The organism is Coleofasciculus sp. E2-BRE-01 (assembly GCF_040221695.1).
Classification (GTDB): Bacteria; Cyanobacteriota; Cyanobacteriia; order Cyanobacteriales; family Coleofasciculaceae; genus Coleofasciculus.
Genome location: NZ_JAVKEA010000200.1, coordinates 50,762 through 68,173 on the forward strand (window position 1 = coordinate 50,762; position 17,412 = coordinate 68,173).

Annotated in this window: 10 protein-coding genes; 1 reads left to right on the forward strand and 9 read right to left on the reverse strand. The window is 46.0% G+C overall.

Annotated features, from left to right (window positions below; translation table 11 throughout):
• Positions 1–2: 2 nt before the first annotated feature.
• The 9 genes from RIG66_RS25490 to RIG66_RS25530 form a co-directional block, all read right to left on the reverse strand.
• Complete coding sequence (locus RIG66_RS25490) at positions 3–6,236, reverse strand: type I polyketide synthase (protein WP_446381591.1); 6,234 nt, start codon at positions 6,234–6,236, stop codon at positions 3–5.
• Positions 6,237–6,515: 279 nt separating this feature from the next.
• Entirely contained in the window at positions 6,516–7,442 is a 927-nt protein-coding gene (locus RIG66_RS25495) for an enediyne biosynthesis protein UnbU (RefSeq protein WP_446381865.1), read from the reverse strand.
• A 120-nt stretch (positions 7,443–7,562) separates the two neighbouring features.
• Entirely contained in the window at positions 7,563–8,438 is an 876-nt protein-coding gene (locus tag RIG66_RS25500) for a hypothetical protein (RefSeq protein ID WP_446381593.1), read from the reverse strand.
• Positions 8,439–8,575: 137 nt separating this feature from the next.
• A complete protein-coding gene (locus tag RIG66_RS25505; protein WP_446381595.1) occupies positions 8,576–9,343 on the reverse strand; it encodes a hypothetical protein in 768 nt (255 codons plus the stop codon).
• A gap of 120 nt (positions 9,344–9,463) precedes the next feature.
• Entirely contained in the window at positions 9,464–10,267 is an 804-nt protein-coding gene (locus RIG66_RS25510; RefSeq protein WP_446381597.1) for a PEP-CTERM sorting domain-containing protein, read from the reverse strand.
• A 414-nt stretch (positions 10,268–10,681) separates the two neighbouring features.
• Positions 10,682–11,440: a PEP-CTERM sorting domain-containing protein gene (locus RIG66_RS25515; protein ID WP_446381599.1), complete on the reverse strand. Its 759-nt coding sequence runs from the start codon at positions 11,438–11,440 to the stop codon at positions 10,682–10,684.
• 165 nt (positions 11,441–11,605) lie between these two features.
• A complete protein-coding gene (locus tag RIG66_RS25520; RefSeq protein ID WP_446381601.1) occupies positions 11,606–13,519 on the reverse strand; it encodes a CRTAC1 family protein in 1,914 nt (637 codons plus the stop codon).
• 124 nt (positions 13,520–13,643) lie between these two features.
• Positions 13,644–14,642 (reverse strand): DUF1702 family protein, encoded by a 999-nt coding sequence (locus RIG66_RS25525; RefSeq protein ID WP_446381603.1) that lies wholly within the window; start codon positions 14,640–14,642, stop codon positions 13,644–13,646.
• 227 nt (positions 14,643–14,869) lie between these two features.
• Positions 14,870–15,688 (reverse strand): hypothetical protein, encoded by an 819-nt coding sequence (locus RIG66_RS25530; protein ID WP_446381605.1) that lies wholly within the window; start codon positions 15,686–15,688, stop codon positions 14,870–14,872.
• A 507-nt stretch (positions 15,689–16,195) separates the two neighbouring features.
• On the opposite strand from RIG66_RS25530, the gene devC reads away from it, so the two are divergent.
• Positions 16,196–17,350 (forward strand): ABC transporter permease DevC, encoded by a 1,155-nt coding sequence (gene devC, locus RIG66_RS25535; RefSeq protein WP_446381607.1) that lies wholly within the window; start codon positions 16,196–16,198, stop codon positions 17,348–17,350.
• Positions 17,351–17,412 lie beyond the last annotated feature (62 nt).

Sequence of the window (17,412 nt, forward strand, 5' to 3'; positions counted from 1 at the left end):
TTTTAAATGCTAGTTTTTACCTTCTGATTGGGGATGGGTTGCCAATTATTGATCGAGCGATCGCGCTTTTCCAAGTTCTGGGATGTTGAGTTATTGGTTGGTTGGAGTAATATGGCAAAGACTAAGGGTTGCTCTGTGTCTCGTAAGCGGAGAACAAAAGAGGCGATCGCGCTTTCCCCAGATTCCAGCAAAACTTCCCCATCCCCAGGGGTTTCCAGGAGGACTAGGGGGGAGTTTACCATAGCACCCGCTTTCTTTAAGCATTCACTAGCACTCCAAATTCGGGTGGCGGTAGTATCTAGGGGTTCTTGGGTTTCTTTGGCGATCGCCCGCGCTAGATTCAACCGTTCTTTTCCGAGTAAATCTTGCCATACCTCGGTTGTTCGTGGCATTACGGGTTCGATATCGCAACTGATGGGATTGATGCTAGCACAAGCTAGGGTGATGGTATCGGTGTGGGCGATGGAGATTTGTTGATTTCCAGGGATTTCTGGTTTACCATCAGGACGACGTATCGGTGTTTTGTGTATGAGTTGTTGAATGGCGCGATCGCTCTTCTGTTGACGTTCTAGGTTAGCATCTTCGAGTACGGCGATGTCTAGGGAAATGTTGGGGATTTGTTCTTTGATTCGACGCTCAATATAGGGCGATAATAGGGGCGCTACCCAGGTATCGGGTGTCACAGAATGGACGGCTTTTAGCTGTAATCCTTGCCACTGTTCGATGAGTTTGCCGTCTGGATTGGTGACGTTTACGTCGTAAGTAAAGGTATCTCCCTTTTGGTGTTTCTCTGTGGCGTGGAGGAACCAAGAGTCGGTGGGGGAGGCTGAACCAATGACTATTTTTTCTACACCAATGGGTAAGAGAGTACGATGGGGAATACAGGCTTGAATTCCATGAATGACGGCATCTCTGGCACCGGGATCCCCTAAGACTAATTGGGTGGGTAAATAGTGGCTAAACCAGTTTGTCTGGGAATCCGAGGCAATTTCCGCACAGCATTCTTTTGCCCGAAGTTTATAATACCTCTGTAAGCGTTGGAATCGTCCTTGATGAAAGAGTATATCTCCGTATAAGTCCCGTTTTGGTTGAAGGGGATGTTCCACCGCAAGATGTTCCACCGCAAGACGTTCCACCGGAACGTCTCTACTAGGTTCCCCTGGGGGATTGAATCGACAGGTGGCTTGGAAATGGTTGACGCCAAATCCAGTTGTTTCGGTGCGGAGAACTACTTCTATTTGGTTGGTATCCTGAACTAAGGCGGCGATGCGAATGGTGACAGGGGTGTTTGGGGGAACGACGATGGGACGATTGAATTTTACATCGGTGAAAATCGGCAGTAATTCGGTTTCCCTTAACGCCATGGCTACCTGCGCCATCGCCTCTAATCCCATAACAGCAGGAAAGAGATATTCCCCTTGGACTTGGTGATCGGTAAGATAGGGATCGGTGGGATGGGACAGGTCGCTATCCACGACTAATTCCACACCAGGAATATAGACTCGTGGATGTTCTAAGAACCGTTGGAAAGGAAGTTCGGATTGGTTTAATTTGAGGGTTGGGGCTTGACCGAATCTACCCGCTACAATGACTGAATTAGGGAGCGATCGCGTTTTTAATCGTTGATGAATTAAATGCTGTAAAATCGACACCCCTTTGTCTGGGGGAATGGGAGTAATTCCTTGACGCATCAGGGTATCGATTCGTCCCAACCGTTCTCCCATACCGACACCAGACCAGACTGACCATTCTATCGTTAAGCAGCGACAGTTGGTATAGTGTTGACTAAAGTCTTCAGTTAACTGGGTTAACCATTCATTTGCCAGGGCATAATCGGCTTCACCGGGTAACCCAGTACGGGCAATAATGGAACCAAATGTGACTAGGAGTTTCAGATGATGGGGATTAACGGCGGCGAGGATATTTCGCAATCCCTGAACTTTGGGCGCGAGGGTGCGTTGTAAGGCAGCTTCATCGAGGGAATTGAGGAGTTGGGGAATATTCGTACCCGCGCCGTGTAAGATGGCGGTAATTGTGCCGAACTCTGATTCAATTTGCGCGATCGCGTCCCGCACGGCTGATCCATTGGTTACATCGGTAGAGTGATAACAGAAGGGGATTCCAGCATTCGTGAGTCGCTGTAAATTAGCCGCAAGTTCGCGATCGCTTTCTGGTTGGGATCTGCCTAATATAGCGAGGCGTATTCCTGTTTCTTTTGCCAGGGATAAGGCACTTTCGGCGGCGATGCCTTTGCCCCCGCCTGTGACTAATAATAAATCAGTTGCGCCAATTTTGTTGGGGTGGGTTTCACGATTATCTTTGGTTGTCACCTCGATGTGACTAAACCCGCCCTCATCTTCCTGGGTAAGGGGAAATACCTGGAGAACAGGTTGGCGACGAATACCATTAGTATCATAATGGGCTTCGCTATAACCCACAGCCGCTTGCGCTTCGGCGAGTACCCAGGCGGCGGCTTGGGGATGATCTAGGGGTAAGTCGATGATACAGGTGGTAAGGTTGGGAACTTCTTGGTGTAAGGTACGAACAAATCCCGCACCACCGCCACCTTGTTGCACCAGAATGAAGTGAGTGGTTTGTTTGTTCGCCAGTACAGCTTTTGCACCGGATAGGAGGAGAGGTAAATGGTGTTCGTCAGGGTTGGGAGGAAGACAGACAATCACACCCACGCCGCCCCAGTTATTTAAGGGTTGCTCTAACTTGGAGGCTAAGGGATGATTAGCTGGGGCAAAGCATTGCCATTTTCCCGGAGTGGTAGGAGATGGGGGAAGGCGACGAGGTAAGGGAGATTCCACCTGTTCAATCGTAAAGGTGCGAATCCAAGCGTCTACTCCTGAGGGGAGTTGTTGATTCTGTTGACTGGTTTCATGATTACCAGTATGCGCCAAATCCTCTAACGCTTGCACCATTTCCCCAATTGTGGCGTTGGCATAGTCGGTGGGGGCGACGGGGGCGGATAAACCGAGATGGCGAGAGGCGTCGGCGATGAGTTGGCTGACGGTAATTGAGTTGAGATGTAAGTCGCGTAATAGGTGATTGTCTTCTTTTATAGCGGTAATTGGGAGTTCTGTGCGTTCCGCTACCAATTGGCGCACTGTTTCTAGAGGGGATTGTTTTTCGGTGGAATGTCTGGGAGATGAGGACGTATTTTCTCTCCCTGTTTGCCTGAGAAGGGCGGGTTTAGTCAAGTTATCCGACATCGACAGCAGGTTATCGGTAAAACCCGCCCCTACAGTCTCGTTGCACTGAGACGTTGCATGCAACGTCTCTACATTAATTTCACAGGGATTGACAAAGAATTGGGGTTGCCAGTCTAATTTAAAGGGTCGCGTGAATCGATTGGCATATAGGGCTTGGATGTTAATTGGGGTTCCCAGGGCAAAGGTAGCACCAATGGCGTTGAGTAAACCCTTGAGAGAAGTACCACCTGCATCGAGGGGGAAAATTGGGGTCTTGACAAAATCACCCAGTAGTCCACTCATGACTTGTCCCGAACCCACTTCTAACCATACATCAATCTCTGCGGCTACGTGATCAACGGCGTCAATAAACCGCACGGGGGCAGTAATTTGATGACAGAGGAGCGATCGCACGTCGGTATCCGGTGTGATTTTATCACCTGTAACCGTAGAAATAACTGGACGTTGCAGGGGATGAACAGTTTGTGTCGCCAGATAATCAGCCAGAGGGGGGATGGCGGCGGCGACGAGGGGGGAGTGGAAGGCGTGGGAGACGGGGAGGGTGATGGTTTTGATTCCCTGATGAGTCGCCCGGTTAATGACGGTGGCGATAGCTTGGGCGTCTCCAGATATAATCGTTTGTCGAGGTGAATTGAATCCCGCGATCGCAACTTGTTTTCCTTTGATTAAGGGGGCGACTAGGCGTTTATCCCCACGGATACTCACCATTTTACCTGTGGGATGTCCTAATTCTGCCATGGCTTGTCCCCGAATTTTCACCAGTTGTAATAGGGTTGAGGTATCAAACGCGCCCGCCCAATGGAGGGCGGTGATTTCGCCTAAACTATGACCGATCGCGATCGCACCGTTGATGTTAAAGTGGTTTAGGGTTTGTAGTCCAGCCATGGATGCGGTAACAATTGCGGGTTGTGCGATCGCGGTATTCTGACTATCCCCAATTGGTAAATTGGCTTGTTCGTATAACTGTTTTACCCCAGGGAAACGACGACTCCACGCCCCTCCATTAAAATAAGTGGGTGAAGCTTGTCCAGGAAATAGGAATCCGATGCGGGGTTGAGTATTTCCGGTTCCCAGAAATAGTCCCAATGGTTGATCCAGTTGAGAGGTAATTCCTTGATTTAACCAGGTGGAAAGGGTTTCTAGGCGAGTGGTTAATTCCTGGGGGCTTGAGGCGACAATTGCCGCCCTAATTCCTTTATTATTATTCACTGTTTTGGCTAATTCAGCCGCCAAATCTGTGATTTCTGCATAAGAAAGTTGAGGCGCTAGGGTGAGAAGATGAGTCACTTGCTGGTGCAAATCAGAGATATCTTTACCCCCCAGAAGCAACAATTCGGCATCTTGAGTAGACCATAATGTCGGATTATACCCGGTATCGGTAATCGGATGACGGCTAATCCCTTCTAATACGATATGGGTATTAATCCCACCAAACCCCATAGCACTGACACCCGCTCTTAGGGGATAATGAGGAGACCAGGGTTCCCCTTGTTTTAATACGCGCAAAACTGGGGTTTCCCCAAGGGCGGGTTTAGTCAAGTTATCCGACATTGACACCATGTTATCAGTAAAACCCGCCCCTACATCGGCGCTAATTTCTGCTTCCCCAGCTTCCCCAGCTTCCCCAGCTTCCCCAGCTTCCCCAGCTTCCCCAGCTTCCCCAGCTTCCCCAGCTTCCCCAGCTTCCCCAGCTTCCCCAGCTTCCCTATCGGGAATTAACGCTGGATGGGGGTGATCACAACCTGTGGTTGGGGGTAAGATTTGATGGTAAATTGCCATCGTTGCCTTAATTAATCCAGCGATACCCGCCACCGCTTTGGTATGCCCAATATTGGCTTTAATTGAACTAATTACCGCCGGGGGTAAGGTTTCATTTTTGCCAGACTTCCCGTTTTGTCGCTGATTTTCTTGGATGGCGCCAGAGATTGTCTTTAATTCCGTTGCATCTCCCACAGGGGTTCCTGTACCATGTCCCTCAAAGTAAGCAACCGTATCAGGAGTGAATCCCGCTTTACGATAGGCGCGTTGTAATGCCAAACGTTGTCCCTCGACTTCTGGGCGAGTCATTCCGCCACTCCCATCGGAGGAAATCCCCCAACCTCGAATTGTGCCATAGATTTTGCGACATTGTGCGATCGCGTCTTCATACCGCATCAACACAATAAAGCCACAGCCTTCACCGGGGATGAATCCGGCAGAATGGGTATCATACACCCGCATCTTATCGGGGGTTAACGCCCCAGTTTTGGCAAAACCAATCAGTTCAAAGGGATCAAGACTTAAGTCTACCCCCCCAGCCAAGGCGACATCCAAATCCCCCGCCACTAACGCTGAACAAGCATTCGCTACAGCCAGCAGCGAGGAACTACAGGCGCCATCTAGGGTATAGCCACCGCCTTTGAGGTTAAAGTAATTGCAAATTCGTCCCGCAATGGTATTGGATAACCCCCCAGCTAAGGATTCGGCATCAATTTCTGGGAAGGGTTGTTTATATTTCGCTTCTAAGCCCGCTAGGAAATCCTGACGCTGTTCCGTTGTCCAATTTTGTTCAATCAGGGCAGAATCCAGGACACGGCGCACGTAGGGCCAGCGCAAGCGCATTACATTTGCCCTAGAGAATTCCCCAGTTAGGCTATTGCCAACCAGAACTCCAGTCATATCATGAGGTAAGCCCTCACCCTGAGCAAATCCGGCATCCGTTAAGGCTTTACTGGCGATATCCAATGCCAACCAGTGGGCTAAATCAGCCCCATGATAGGTGTGACTGGGAACCCGGAATTTGACCCGATCAAACTCGTAGTTGGCGATTACAGCAGCTTGCCTAGTATACGTGCGATCGGGGGTATTTGGATCAGGGGAGAAATAATCATTTAAATTTAGACGTTTTGATGGGATTTGGCGAAAGGCTTGACGTTGACTGAGAGCATTTTCCCAGAGTTGGATAGGAGAATTAGCATCAGGATATTGGCAAGCGATGCCGACAATAGCGATAGTATTCATAATTTTGTTATTTGTCATTTGTCATTTGTTATTTGTCATTCGTAACCCAGAGTGCAAGAACACCACTTGGTTAGCTTGAACATGAGGTATAAACTTGACATACTCTGGTTTTGACGGTTTATATCCCCCTAAATCCCCCTTAGAAAGGGGGACTTTGAGTCATTGCTGGTTATTCCCTGCGGAAAATACCTTGAGTCATTTCTAGTTACCCCCATCGGCTTGAATTATTTCTTGTTCCCCCCTTACAAAGGGGGGCTAGGGGGGATGTCTTCCTTTATCCCCAGAACAAAACAGGTTTTAAATTTCCCCTACCGTCATCGGAGTTGGCATCGCCACTCTCGCTGTAGAAATCTTCCCTATCCACACTTGAGCATAAACCCATAAACCCCGTAATAAACAAACCGCCGTCAGGGAGAAGAAAAAGCCAAACACAATATGAGAAAGCATCAACAAACCATACCCCGCCGCCACTGCACCGCCAAATAAAATTTGATCTTTGGTAGCAATTGGACTCGTACCCGGATCAGTCACCATATAAAACGTAAACAGCACAAACGCCACACTGGTAATCGGCATTAACGCCGCCATAATTGGCGTACCAAAGATTAAACTCCTCAGTACCGCTTGAATCACAAATCCGCCCACCCAAGCGCCAATTAGGGGAAGGCGACGGGTAAATTTAGCATTAAGAAACGTACCCGAAATTACAATAATTCCCGGTAAAATCCAATCCGCCGCCCCATCTAAATTTTCGGTGAATTGGTAGGGGGGAGCAATACCCACCCAGGGAAAAAGTAATAGGGTTAGGGTAATCCCAAAATTAGAAGGGTTGAGGAAATGACGGCTACGGTTGCCAATCGGGGCGTGAAAAATCGCTTTTGAACCAATCGCCACCGCTGTCGCAAACGCGATGGGGAAAAGTTGGTCATTAGCATAGAGTAACATAGCCACGGCTAACCCGGTAATATGGGCGGGGAGCAAGAAATCGATCAGATTTTGGACTCCGCCAGCAAAATGGAGAGGGCGCTGGTTAAGTTTGGCGTCAATTAGTTCTAGAATTAGTTCCGTACTGTAGGCGGTGAATAGAGCAATTAAAGGTTGCGCCCAGGATTGCTCAAAGCCTAAAACCGTATGTCCTAATAGGTTGAGAAAAGTAATCGCTATAGCGAAACGGCGTAATCCGGCGAGGCGGATTGATTTATACCAATTGTTGTTTGAATTCATCATAACGATTGATGGTTCAGTTTAGTCAAATGCGTGGAACGCTTAAATTAATAGATTCATTCACATCGTAGGGGCGCAAGGCTTGCGCCCTAAAAACCGCTGTAGTAATGAGATTACAGTTTAGTTAAATAGCCGTTTTTGCATACCCCAAACTCCAAGCAACCCCAATAAACCCAGAGAGACAACGGCTGAAGGTTCAGGGACTTTTTCCGCCACTGTAACATCTGAGCGACTGGTAAATTCGTAGCTATCGCCCCCACCTGAACCTGTAAATCCTAAGCTGAGTTTTACACTGCCACAGCCAACAGTATCACAGGTTAGTGTACCCCCTCCAGATAAAGGTTCATAGAGATGGGTATCTCCACTTCCGTCTGGCGCACCCGCCGGGAAAGATGCTTGAGAACCGAGATTAAATGAATCTACAACCGTACCCGTTGCATCCAAAAAGTCATACTGCAATAATCCTGGAGTTGTTAAACTTACCCCGTTCTTAGGTGTGCTACCATCAGTTAGCACACCGGATAGAGAACTCGCGATGGAAACATTTGGAGCAAAAGGAAATGACGTAAATGTCAGATTAAATGGACTCGGTTCGGCAAAATCTATGAAAGATGCCTCGAATTTCAAGACGGGATCGAGGAATACTGACACTTGATTAAGTTTAACCTGATCTCCATCTGCACCCGGTATGGTTACCAGAACTGGATTCAATAAATTGTATTCAACCTGATTTATATCTGAATGATAAGTCGTTGCGTGCAAATCTAACAGCAGGGGTAAACCGTTCACGCTTGTATCAAAATTTATCCCACAGATTTTGTTGGCTGGGATAAAAATATCTCCCTCTGGACAATATTGGGTTAATGGTTCAATTGTTATCCCCTGGGCTGCGCTGGCAATCATCACAGTAGCAGCCGCTAGGGTGGCAGAATGTCCAATTCTGTTCATCCTGATAGCATCAAAAATGGTTAAGGTTGAAAAATGTCTGGGTTTCATATTCTTGTCCCCTATAAATAGTGAATATACATGGGTTTAAGTGGTTTTACGGAAGCTCCCTTATTCACCCCGCCAGACAATACAGGGTTGGTTTATCCCTAATCAATTCAGTTAGAATACCGCTCGTGATATTAATCTTACTTCCGGGATGCTTTTTGCTTCAATCCCCAAAGTCCAGCTAGTCCAAATAAAGCCAGAGGTACGACAGCTGAGGGTTCAGGAACCGACTTAGAAACAGTAAAAGGAGGAAGCGGATATACCTCATGAATTTCTTGAGGATGAGGCTCTGAAAGACTCGGATCAGTAATAAAAGGTCCCGTAAATATACCCATAGCATCAAAGGGTTCAAGGGTGGTAAATGTGCCAGTTCCAATTAACTGTTCTGACTCAGCCGTGGCATAAAATTCTAGAGGACCAAAACCAGGTACTACGATGGGGGTACCATCAGGAAATAGGGCAATAGCTTCAACGGGTAAATTAGCCCTCCAAGTTTGGGAAGACTGGTTGATGGTAATATATCCTGTTTCTTGCTCTCCCTCAAGCCGAATGAGAACGATAGATGGATCAAAACCATAAGGGGATAAATCTACAGGGTCAACCGATTGCAGATTTAGTTCATGAATTAGGAGTGGAACGGTACAAGAACCTTCGACAAAAGTGCAGTCTTCTAGTCGCTCTAGGGTTGTATCAGAAAGGGAGAGTTCTGGGTAAACTGGAGTACCGACGAGAGGAACTATACCAATTTCCGGTAGAACTATTGAACTCCCACCATCACCAAAGGTGAGGAATTGGTCAAACCCTTTCTCCAAATCTACAGCCTTAGCAGATTGGGGAACACTCAAAGTCGCCAAAGCGCTTAATCCGACAACTCCCAAAACCGATGCAGTCTTACCCATAAAATTCATAACAATGCTCCTGATTGTTGCCAACAATTTTCTGATCAAACGCCATGTAGATAAAAATGGCATTTCTTTTTTGAGTAATTCTCTACATGACGCCGTAGCTTAACGCCTCAATTGACGAAATTAAGACACATCTTTTTTGTTACGCTTTCTTGAAGATTGTTTTTTGAAGAATGCACCAAATCCGAGAGCTGTGGCTGAACCAAGGATAGTTAATGGTTCGGGGGCGATTGCATTACTAGTCGGATGAATTCCTCGATGTGGAACCACACCCACCGTAAAGAAACCCTTATCTGGCTGTATTGCTGCGGATGGGGCTTGACTAGTCCACATTGCGTTGTCAGCTCCAAGAGATTGCGGGAAGTTACAGCTATTCAATAATTCAGGGCATATAGCATCTTCCTTTGTCCCACCTACTGGTACAAATAAAGCAGTGAAATTAAAAGTAAACTCGGAATTAAAGGTTCCTTTGGCAACATTCCCGTTCAAGCTGTCAAGGGTTATAGTCATCTTGCCGTCTGGTGAATCATCCGGTGTGACTTCAGTAAAAATGTCGAACTCCTCTTCCCCAATAGTGACACTTTGTTTACTCTTCAAGGAGAGAACCCTTACTTCAATGTCAGTCATACCGGAATCACCCACATTATCTAAAGTCACATCTTGTTTTCGCTGGACGATTGTATCGGCATTTCCTACATTAATTGTTTCAGATGAATCCGGCAAAACAAACGTACCGACAGGAACTCCCTCAAATTCAATTTCGCCAAAGCCATCAAATTCAAATTTAGCACCATCTCCGGTTTTAAAAAAATCAAAACCTGCCCCTACAGTTACAGCACTAGCAGACTGCACAACCCCCAAAGTCGCGATGCTCGCACTCAACCCAACAACCCCAAAAACCGATGCAGTCTTACCAATAAAACCCATAAGTCAACACTCCAAATTTATACAAACACTACTTGACACTCCCAAACCTAAAATCCAGTATTCCCAGGCTCAGACAGCCATTAAAAGGACTAACAGTCTGATATCGAGTCATCGCAAACTCATCCTTGGGCGTCACTTTCCGGGTGTCTTCCGGTAGCCGAATTATCAACCCATTATTTCCGCAGAATTTACGATACCCAAAAGCGAGTCGCGCTCAATCCGACTACTCCCCAAACCAACGCCACCTGAGCAACACAGCTTTTACCCAACGTAGTCTTACTGACAAAATTCATCTGTTTATTCCTGATTGTTGTAGTCAATTTTCTGATTAAACGCTATGTAGGAAAAAATATTATTTATTTTTTATGACAATTACCTACATAAAGCCGTAACTTAATGCCTCACTTGATGAGATTAAGACATATCTTTTTTGTTACGCTTTCTTGAAGATTGTTTTTTGAATAATGCGCCAAATCCTAGAGCAGTGGCTGAACCCAGAATAGTGAGCGGTTCAGGAGCAGGGGTATGAGTAGCATTAACTAACCGTGCCACCTCGTCGTCATTTTCATTAAATAATGAAATCGGATTAGGAATGTTATGAGTATAATCAATACCAATTGGAGGAACTCGATTAATCATCGCTGATTGGCGGAGCGGCACTTTATTATGCAATTTACCCAATGAGCTATCGATTTCAAAAAAGATATCAAAGTAGCTAATAGCTAATTTTGGATCATTTTCCTTCTCCATAATTTTTCCTGGTGAATATAACGCTCCATCATCATTCAAGTTACCAGTACCGTCACCTGCTTTAAGGGTGAATCCCCCTCCAGACAACTCTAAAGAAACAATCTCAGTATTAATTTGATTCAAGTGTGGGGTGAATCCATCAGTTCCATCTAAAGGATCTGGGGTATCAATTGGATCTCCCCGGAATATGGTAGTTGGACCAGACAAAACTATTGTCGAATCTACTTGATTATCAAGATTTGTATCAATTCCAATGGTTGCAAAAGAACCGAATGAATCAAAGCCACTCGTGCATGTATCTACCCAATGTTCGCCTGGTCCACAGGAATCTGCTGCAACCCCAGGTTTAGCGACACCCAAAGTCGCGATCGCGCTCAACCCAACAACCCCAAAAACCGATGCAGTCTTACCAATAAAACCCATAAGTCAACACTCCAAATTTATACAAACACTACTTGACACTCCCAAACCTAAAATCCAGTATTCCTAGGCTCAGACAGCCATTTACAGGACTTACATTCTGATGTCGAGTCATTGCAAACTCATCCTTAGGCGTCACTTTCCGGGTGTCTTCCGGTAGCTAAATCATCAACCCGTTATTTCTGCAAAATCACCTAGCACAACCTTATGCCAACCCGGTGATAAAACCAACCGTTCCTCATGCACATCACCCTTACTATCTCGCCACTTCAACTCAACCGGAACTACTGTATTCTTAGCCACTTCACCCAACCCAAAATGTAACTCCGGACTGCGGGCGCCAGAATGACCATTTCCCCCATCCACCTGCGCTACCAATTCTCGTCCATCTGGCAAATAAACCGTCGCCGCTGCACCAATTGCTGGAGAATTTTCCGTTGTCATTCCTGGAATATCTCGCACCAAATGCAACCCCAGAAACTCGCCTACCTTTTCACTCTGATTGCGATAGAAATAAGACTTATCCCATTGATTGGCAATAGCAAAATCCAAATCTCCATCCCCATCCACATCAGCCGTCGCAATCCCCCGCGTCACCTGGGGTTTATCCAGTCCCAAATCTGCGGCTAAATCATAATAACGACCATTCGCGGCTTGCACAAAAAACGGATTATGCTGATGACCACTTAAATCATCCCCAGCTTGCAACTGAAACCAACTACTCGGACGACTCAATAATTGGTCATTTCCCATCGCCAACTCCTGTAATTCGGGCCAGCGATTCACCTCACCTTTAGCAAAACCTGTCGCCTGAAGTGCCTCCAAATTCCCATCATTATCAAAATCGCCAAACTTGGTTTCCCAACCCCAACCACTGCGAGATAAACCCAAGGATTCACTGCTGTCAACGTAGGGGGCAATTCCTCGTTTCATCTTATCAGTCTTTCCCGTACTTGTAAACAGAAAATGACTTTCTTCCAACGCATATTCTGCGGCAATATTACTCACATAAATATCTAGCAAGCCATCTCCATTCACATCACCAAAATCGACACCCATCCCTTTAAAGCCATCACGCCCCAACACCTTAGAATTAGGCGTCGTCAACCCCTTCTGCCCATCCAAAACCGCAAACGCCAACTGCCCCGGTTGAGAACGATTATGCAGCAAATGATCCGGACCAAAATCATTAGCAAAATAGAGTTCTGGCAACATATCCCCATCCAAATCAGCCGCACCAGCCCCTAACGTCCAGCCATGAGCAATAATCGGATCAAATACTCCCTCAACCTCTTCAAAATTCACCGTTGGCTGAGTTCCTACGCTTGCCCCCACCCACCGCAAAATCCGATTTTTCCCCCCGTTATAAGCGCGAGTCATGGAATGCTGCATCGCCTCCACTCCCGTACCCTTGTGATTGAGAATTTCTGCCCCATCCTGGAAATAATTCCCAATAATCAAATCCTGATGTCCATCTCCATCTAAATCCGCAAAAGTCGCCGCATTCGTATACCACCGTTCACCCGTTGAAACGATTTCCTGTTGAACATAATTTCCCCCTTGTAACGAGGTACCTTGGCTCAGAAATGCAATCGGCGTGCGTCCCCAATAATAAACCAGAACATCCATCACCCCATCTTCATTTAAATCCCCTGGCAAACACCCCATCGGTACCATTGTTGAGGAATCGTAAGTTAAAGCAGGCTCCAATCCAAACGGTTTATACCGTTGAGATGTCCCCGGTACAGGAGCAATAATCGCTTGGTCAGTACGCGGATCAACATAACAACTATCATTGGATAACCCATCCCCATCCAAATCATTCAGCGCCACTGCTGCACCCACTGCCGAAATCCAGCCCGAATGACGTTCTAAACTGGGATGAACTGAGCGTATATATTTGCGGGGATATCCAGTTAATTCTGGTAATGGCGTAGTAGTGAAATTAAAATGAGATGCTAAAACATTCCGCTCAGTTGCTGACAATGCGGGTAAGCGAGTTAAGCCAAATAATCCGATAATTATCGTAATTGCCACTAATCGTTTAGCGTGGCGTTTAATAAACTTATTGAAAGTTCTCATAGTTTTATTCCACAGTTTTAAATTGAAACTCGCTTAAGTTTGTAGTAAGCGCTAAAGCGCTTCCAGAACCCATGGTGCGTTACGCTTCGCTAACACACCCTACGCACTACGAACGAACAAGGAGCTAAAATTGAGCTTGAATGCGTCGCCGCCAGATTTCATACGCGGGTAACATATCCCCTAGCTTTCCTTTCAACTTGGCTGGAGAACTTTTTGGTAAATCTTGAAGTGCAATATCTGTAATCTCAGCCGCTGCTTCCGCCGACATCCCCCATAAAACCTGACAAGCCATTTGGGTATGGGCAGTTAAATTCCTCGCCCGCAACCGAGTTTTTGCCGCAAACGCAGCGCCTTGAGCTAATTCCGGCTGATACTCTCCCGCCGCTATCTTTAATGCAGCAATCCCGTCACTGTCTACGCCGCCTGCATAAGTACAAGCCAAACCAATCCCACTCCACAAATCAGCGCGTCTCACCGGGGGGAAATTCTCAAGGGTTTGGGGAATGCGAGTCAAATCTGCCCCATTGACAAACCAAATACTACGACCTAAACCTTGGTCAAATACATTGCCAGCATACCCTGAAAGTCGTTTGGGAATGGCTATCCCTGTGACAAAATCTCGCCCGTAAAAATACCCTTGGTGAAAGCCGTACCCGTCAATGGCTAGCCAACTCAGCAAGGGGTCAAGTTTAGCTAAATACTCATCCCTCAACCAAGGTAATCGCGCGATCGCCCAACCCACACCGACATGTACCATGTAGGTATGATTTGCCCCAGCCTCTCCGAGAAACCGTTCTACGCGCTTCCCTTTCCAAGGCGTCAATCCATCCAATAGCGCCAAACCCATCGCCGCCCCTTCAAACGCAAACCCGCGCCATTCAGGGGAAACGGTGTTGAGTTGGGTGAGAAGAAGGTTAGAGTCGTCGTATGCGATCGCGCTATGGTAGCCTTGCAAGAACGTATGACCCACTCGTTCTAACTGTTGCTGGGTTTGAGCATCATCACATTGAAACCCACGACGGGCAAACGTAGCTTCCTCTGGGGAAATACTCAAGAGAGACTTGCGAAGAGAGTTCAATGAAGGAACTCTATCGGTTCTGGCTTTTGTTAACGTTTGCAGCATACAATATCCCTGACTCCTGTAGATATAGTCTTTGAAGTTAATATCTGTCAGTCTGAACCGCTCAATGAACTAATATCTTGGACTCGTCTCAAGCCGACAATTTTATGTAGGGTGGGCAAGAATTACAAACCTTGAAACGCTTATATTATCGTTGGTTGCTCTTGCCCACATCACGGTAACTTCCAGTCACCATACATACAGAGGTAGAGAACTCCTTCTATTACCAGTTACTTACCCTGCTTCGGTAGCCGCTTCTTGGTAAATCCCAGCATTGCCCCTAGTCCAAAAATAGACGCGATCGCTGTTGCAGGTTCTGGAACTGGATGAACGATGTGAGTTTCATTTAATTGACCAACCTGATAAACAATGCCATCTACTTCTGTAAAGAGTAATCCATCACCACAATAGGTAATTGCTGCATCGGGAAAGAGCTCAGCATGAGGGCATTGCATATTTACAGCACCATTTTCTACCATGTCTGGAGAAACCCCCTTCAGCTTGCGATCGCCAACTATTGTCGTACTGCCGAAGAGAGACAAAGCTCCCGCATCGATTGAAAAATCAACATCAAAGAAACTATCCGCCATGCCATCCCCATCTGGATCTTGAATTTCCCCTGTTCCCGATGCTGAAAGGCTGATGTCTCCTAAAAAATTATCACTACCGGTTAAGGTATGATTGAGTACAGTTTTAATTATCCCATTTTCTCCTTCGTCTCGATCAACCACAACTGGACCAGAAAGCATTAGTGCATTATCGCCGACACGATGCCCTGTGAAATTCTCAGGAAAAATGTCTTGTTGCAGAATTTCCTCTAACAAGGGTACATCCAGCCACAAATCAATGAAAGCCCAGCTATTGGGGAAATAATCACGTCCCTCTGGACATTCATTAACCCAATTCACGCCATCTTTGCCTAAGCTACAATCAGCTGCTGCCTGCGCCGACTCCGGAACTCCCACCAGCGCGATCGCACCTAATGTTACTGCTCCAACTATCGGTGTCGCTTGGCTAAAAATTTTTCTTGACCATGAAGTAATTGCCATTTGAGTTTTCCTTTTTTGACTTTTCCTTTTCGCTTAAACTAATGAGTAAAAATACTTATTCAGAATAATTCTCGTCTTGGCTGACAATCTCTAGGGTCTATTTAAATACAGATTCAAGAAAAAGCAATCGTCTTTAAAGAATCTTCATAAAGTTACATTTACTTTACATTTATGGATGTAAAGACATGTTAAGTGTAAAGGTTTCATCATGTAACGTTACACCCTAACGACTTGATAAAAGTCAACCTATTTTTTGTATAAGAATCAATAAATATAAACTTTTTCAAAGATATAGCCAAAAATCCTGATCATAACCTATGCTTGACTGTTTGGGCTTCACGGTCAGACGTGAGCGATTCATCAGGAAAATTAACTGAACAGTTTGACGCAATCTTTATACTTAGCTTTACTCAATCTTCATATTCTACCATGCTGGACTAAGAATGTTGCCACAAGTCTACATTCATCAAGCCGTTCGTACATTCCCCAACGCTCCAGATATTGAGAATGATTCTGAAAATTCCTCTCCCTTGGTTGCAACTCACCTATAAAAAGATGCGATTTTTCGTCGCACTCATGGGAATTGGCTTTGCTGTGATGCTGATGTTTCTGCAACTTGGACTGCGGGATGCCCTCTTTGACAGTGCGGTGCGCCTGCATCGGAGTTTAGAAGCTGACATTATCCTGCTGAGTCCCCTCTCCACAGCATCCATTGCCATGGAAAGCTTCTCCCAACGCCACTTATATAAAGCCTTAGGATATGCTGGCGTCGAGTCAGTCAGTTCTGTTTATGTCGATTTTGCCGTCTGGAAAAACTTAAAAACTCGTCGCGCCCGTCTCATCTTTGTCATTGGTATCAATCCCACCGATCAGGTATTAAATTTGCCTGGAGTGCAACAGAATATTGATCAAATTAAACGGGAAGACGTTGCCTTATTCGATCAAGCCTCTCGACCCGAATTTGGACCTATTGCCCAGGAATTCAATCAGGGAGAAACCATCATCGCTGAAGTTAGGGGTCATCGCCTGAAAATCGGCGGGTTATTCAAACTTGGCACCTCCTTTGGTTCCGACGGCAACTTAATTATGAGTGACTACACCTTCTTACGAGCCTTTAACAATCGCTCGGACGGATTAATTGATATCGGCTTAATCAAACTAAAACCTAATGCCAATCAAAACCGTGTGTTAAACCACTTAAAAAGCAGTTTAACTGATGGCGTTAAGGTTTTCTCCAAGCAAGAGTATATTGACTTTGAAAAAAACTATTGGAATACCAGTACAGCCATTGGGTTTATTTTCGATCTGGGTGCAATCGTCGGATTTACCGTTGGCACAGTCATTGTCTACCAAATCCTTTATGCGGATGTCTCAGACCACCTTTCAGAATACGCCACACTAAAAGCGATCGGTTATACCCACAACTATTTATTAAAAGTAGTTTTTGAAGAAGCTTTGATTTTAGCCAGTTTTGGTTATATTCCAGGTCTTGCTATTTCTTTAGGTCTCTATAGCCTAGTCAAAAGTGCGACGCTTTTACCGATTGCGATGAACCTGAGTCGCGCTGTATTTGTTCTTGGCTTAACCACGTTAATGTGTTTAATTTCTGGGGCAATTGCGATGCAGAAACTGCGAGACGCTGATCCGGTTGATAGTTTCTAGTGCAAAAAGGTAGAATTTCTGCCTTGCGATAGTACAGTTTTGCCGATGAAAGGGGTTAAGGT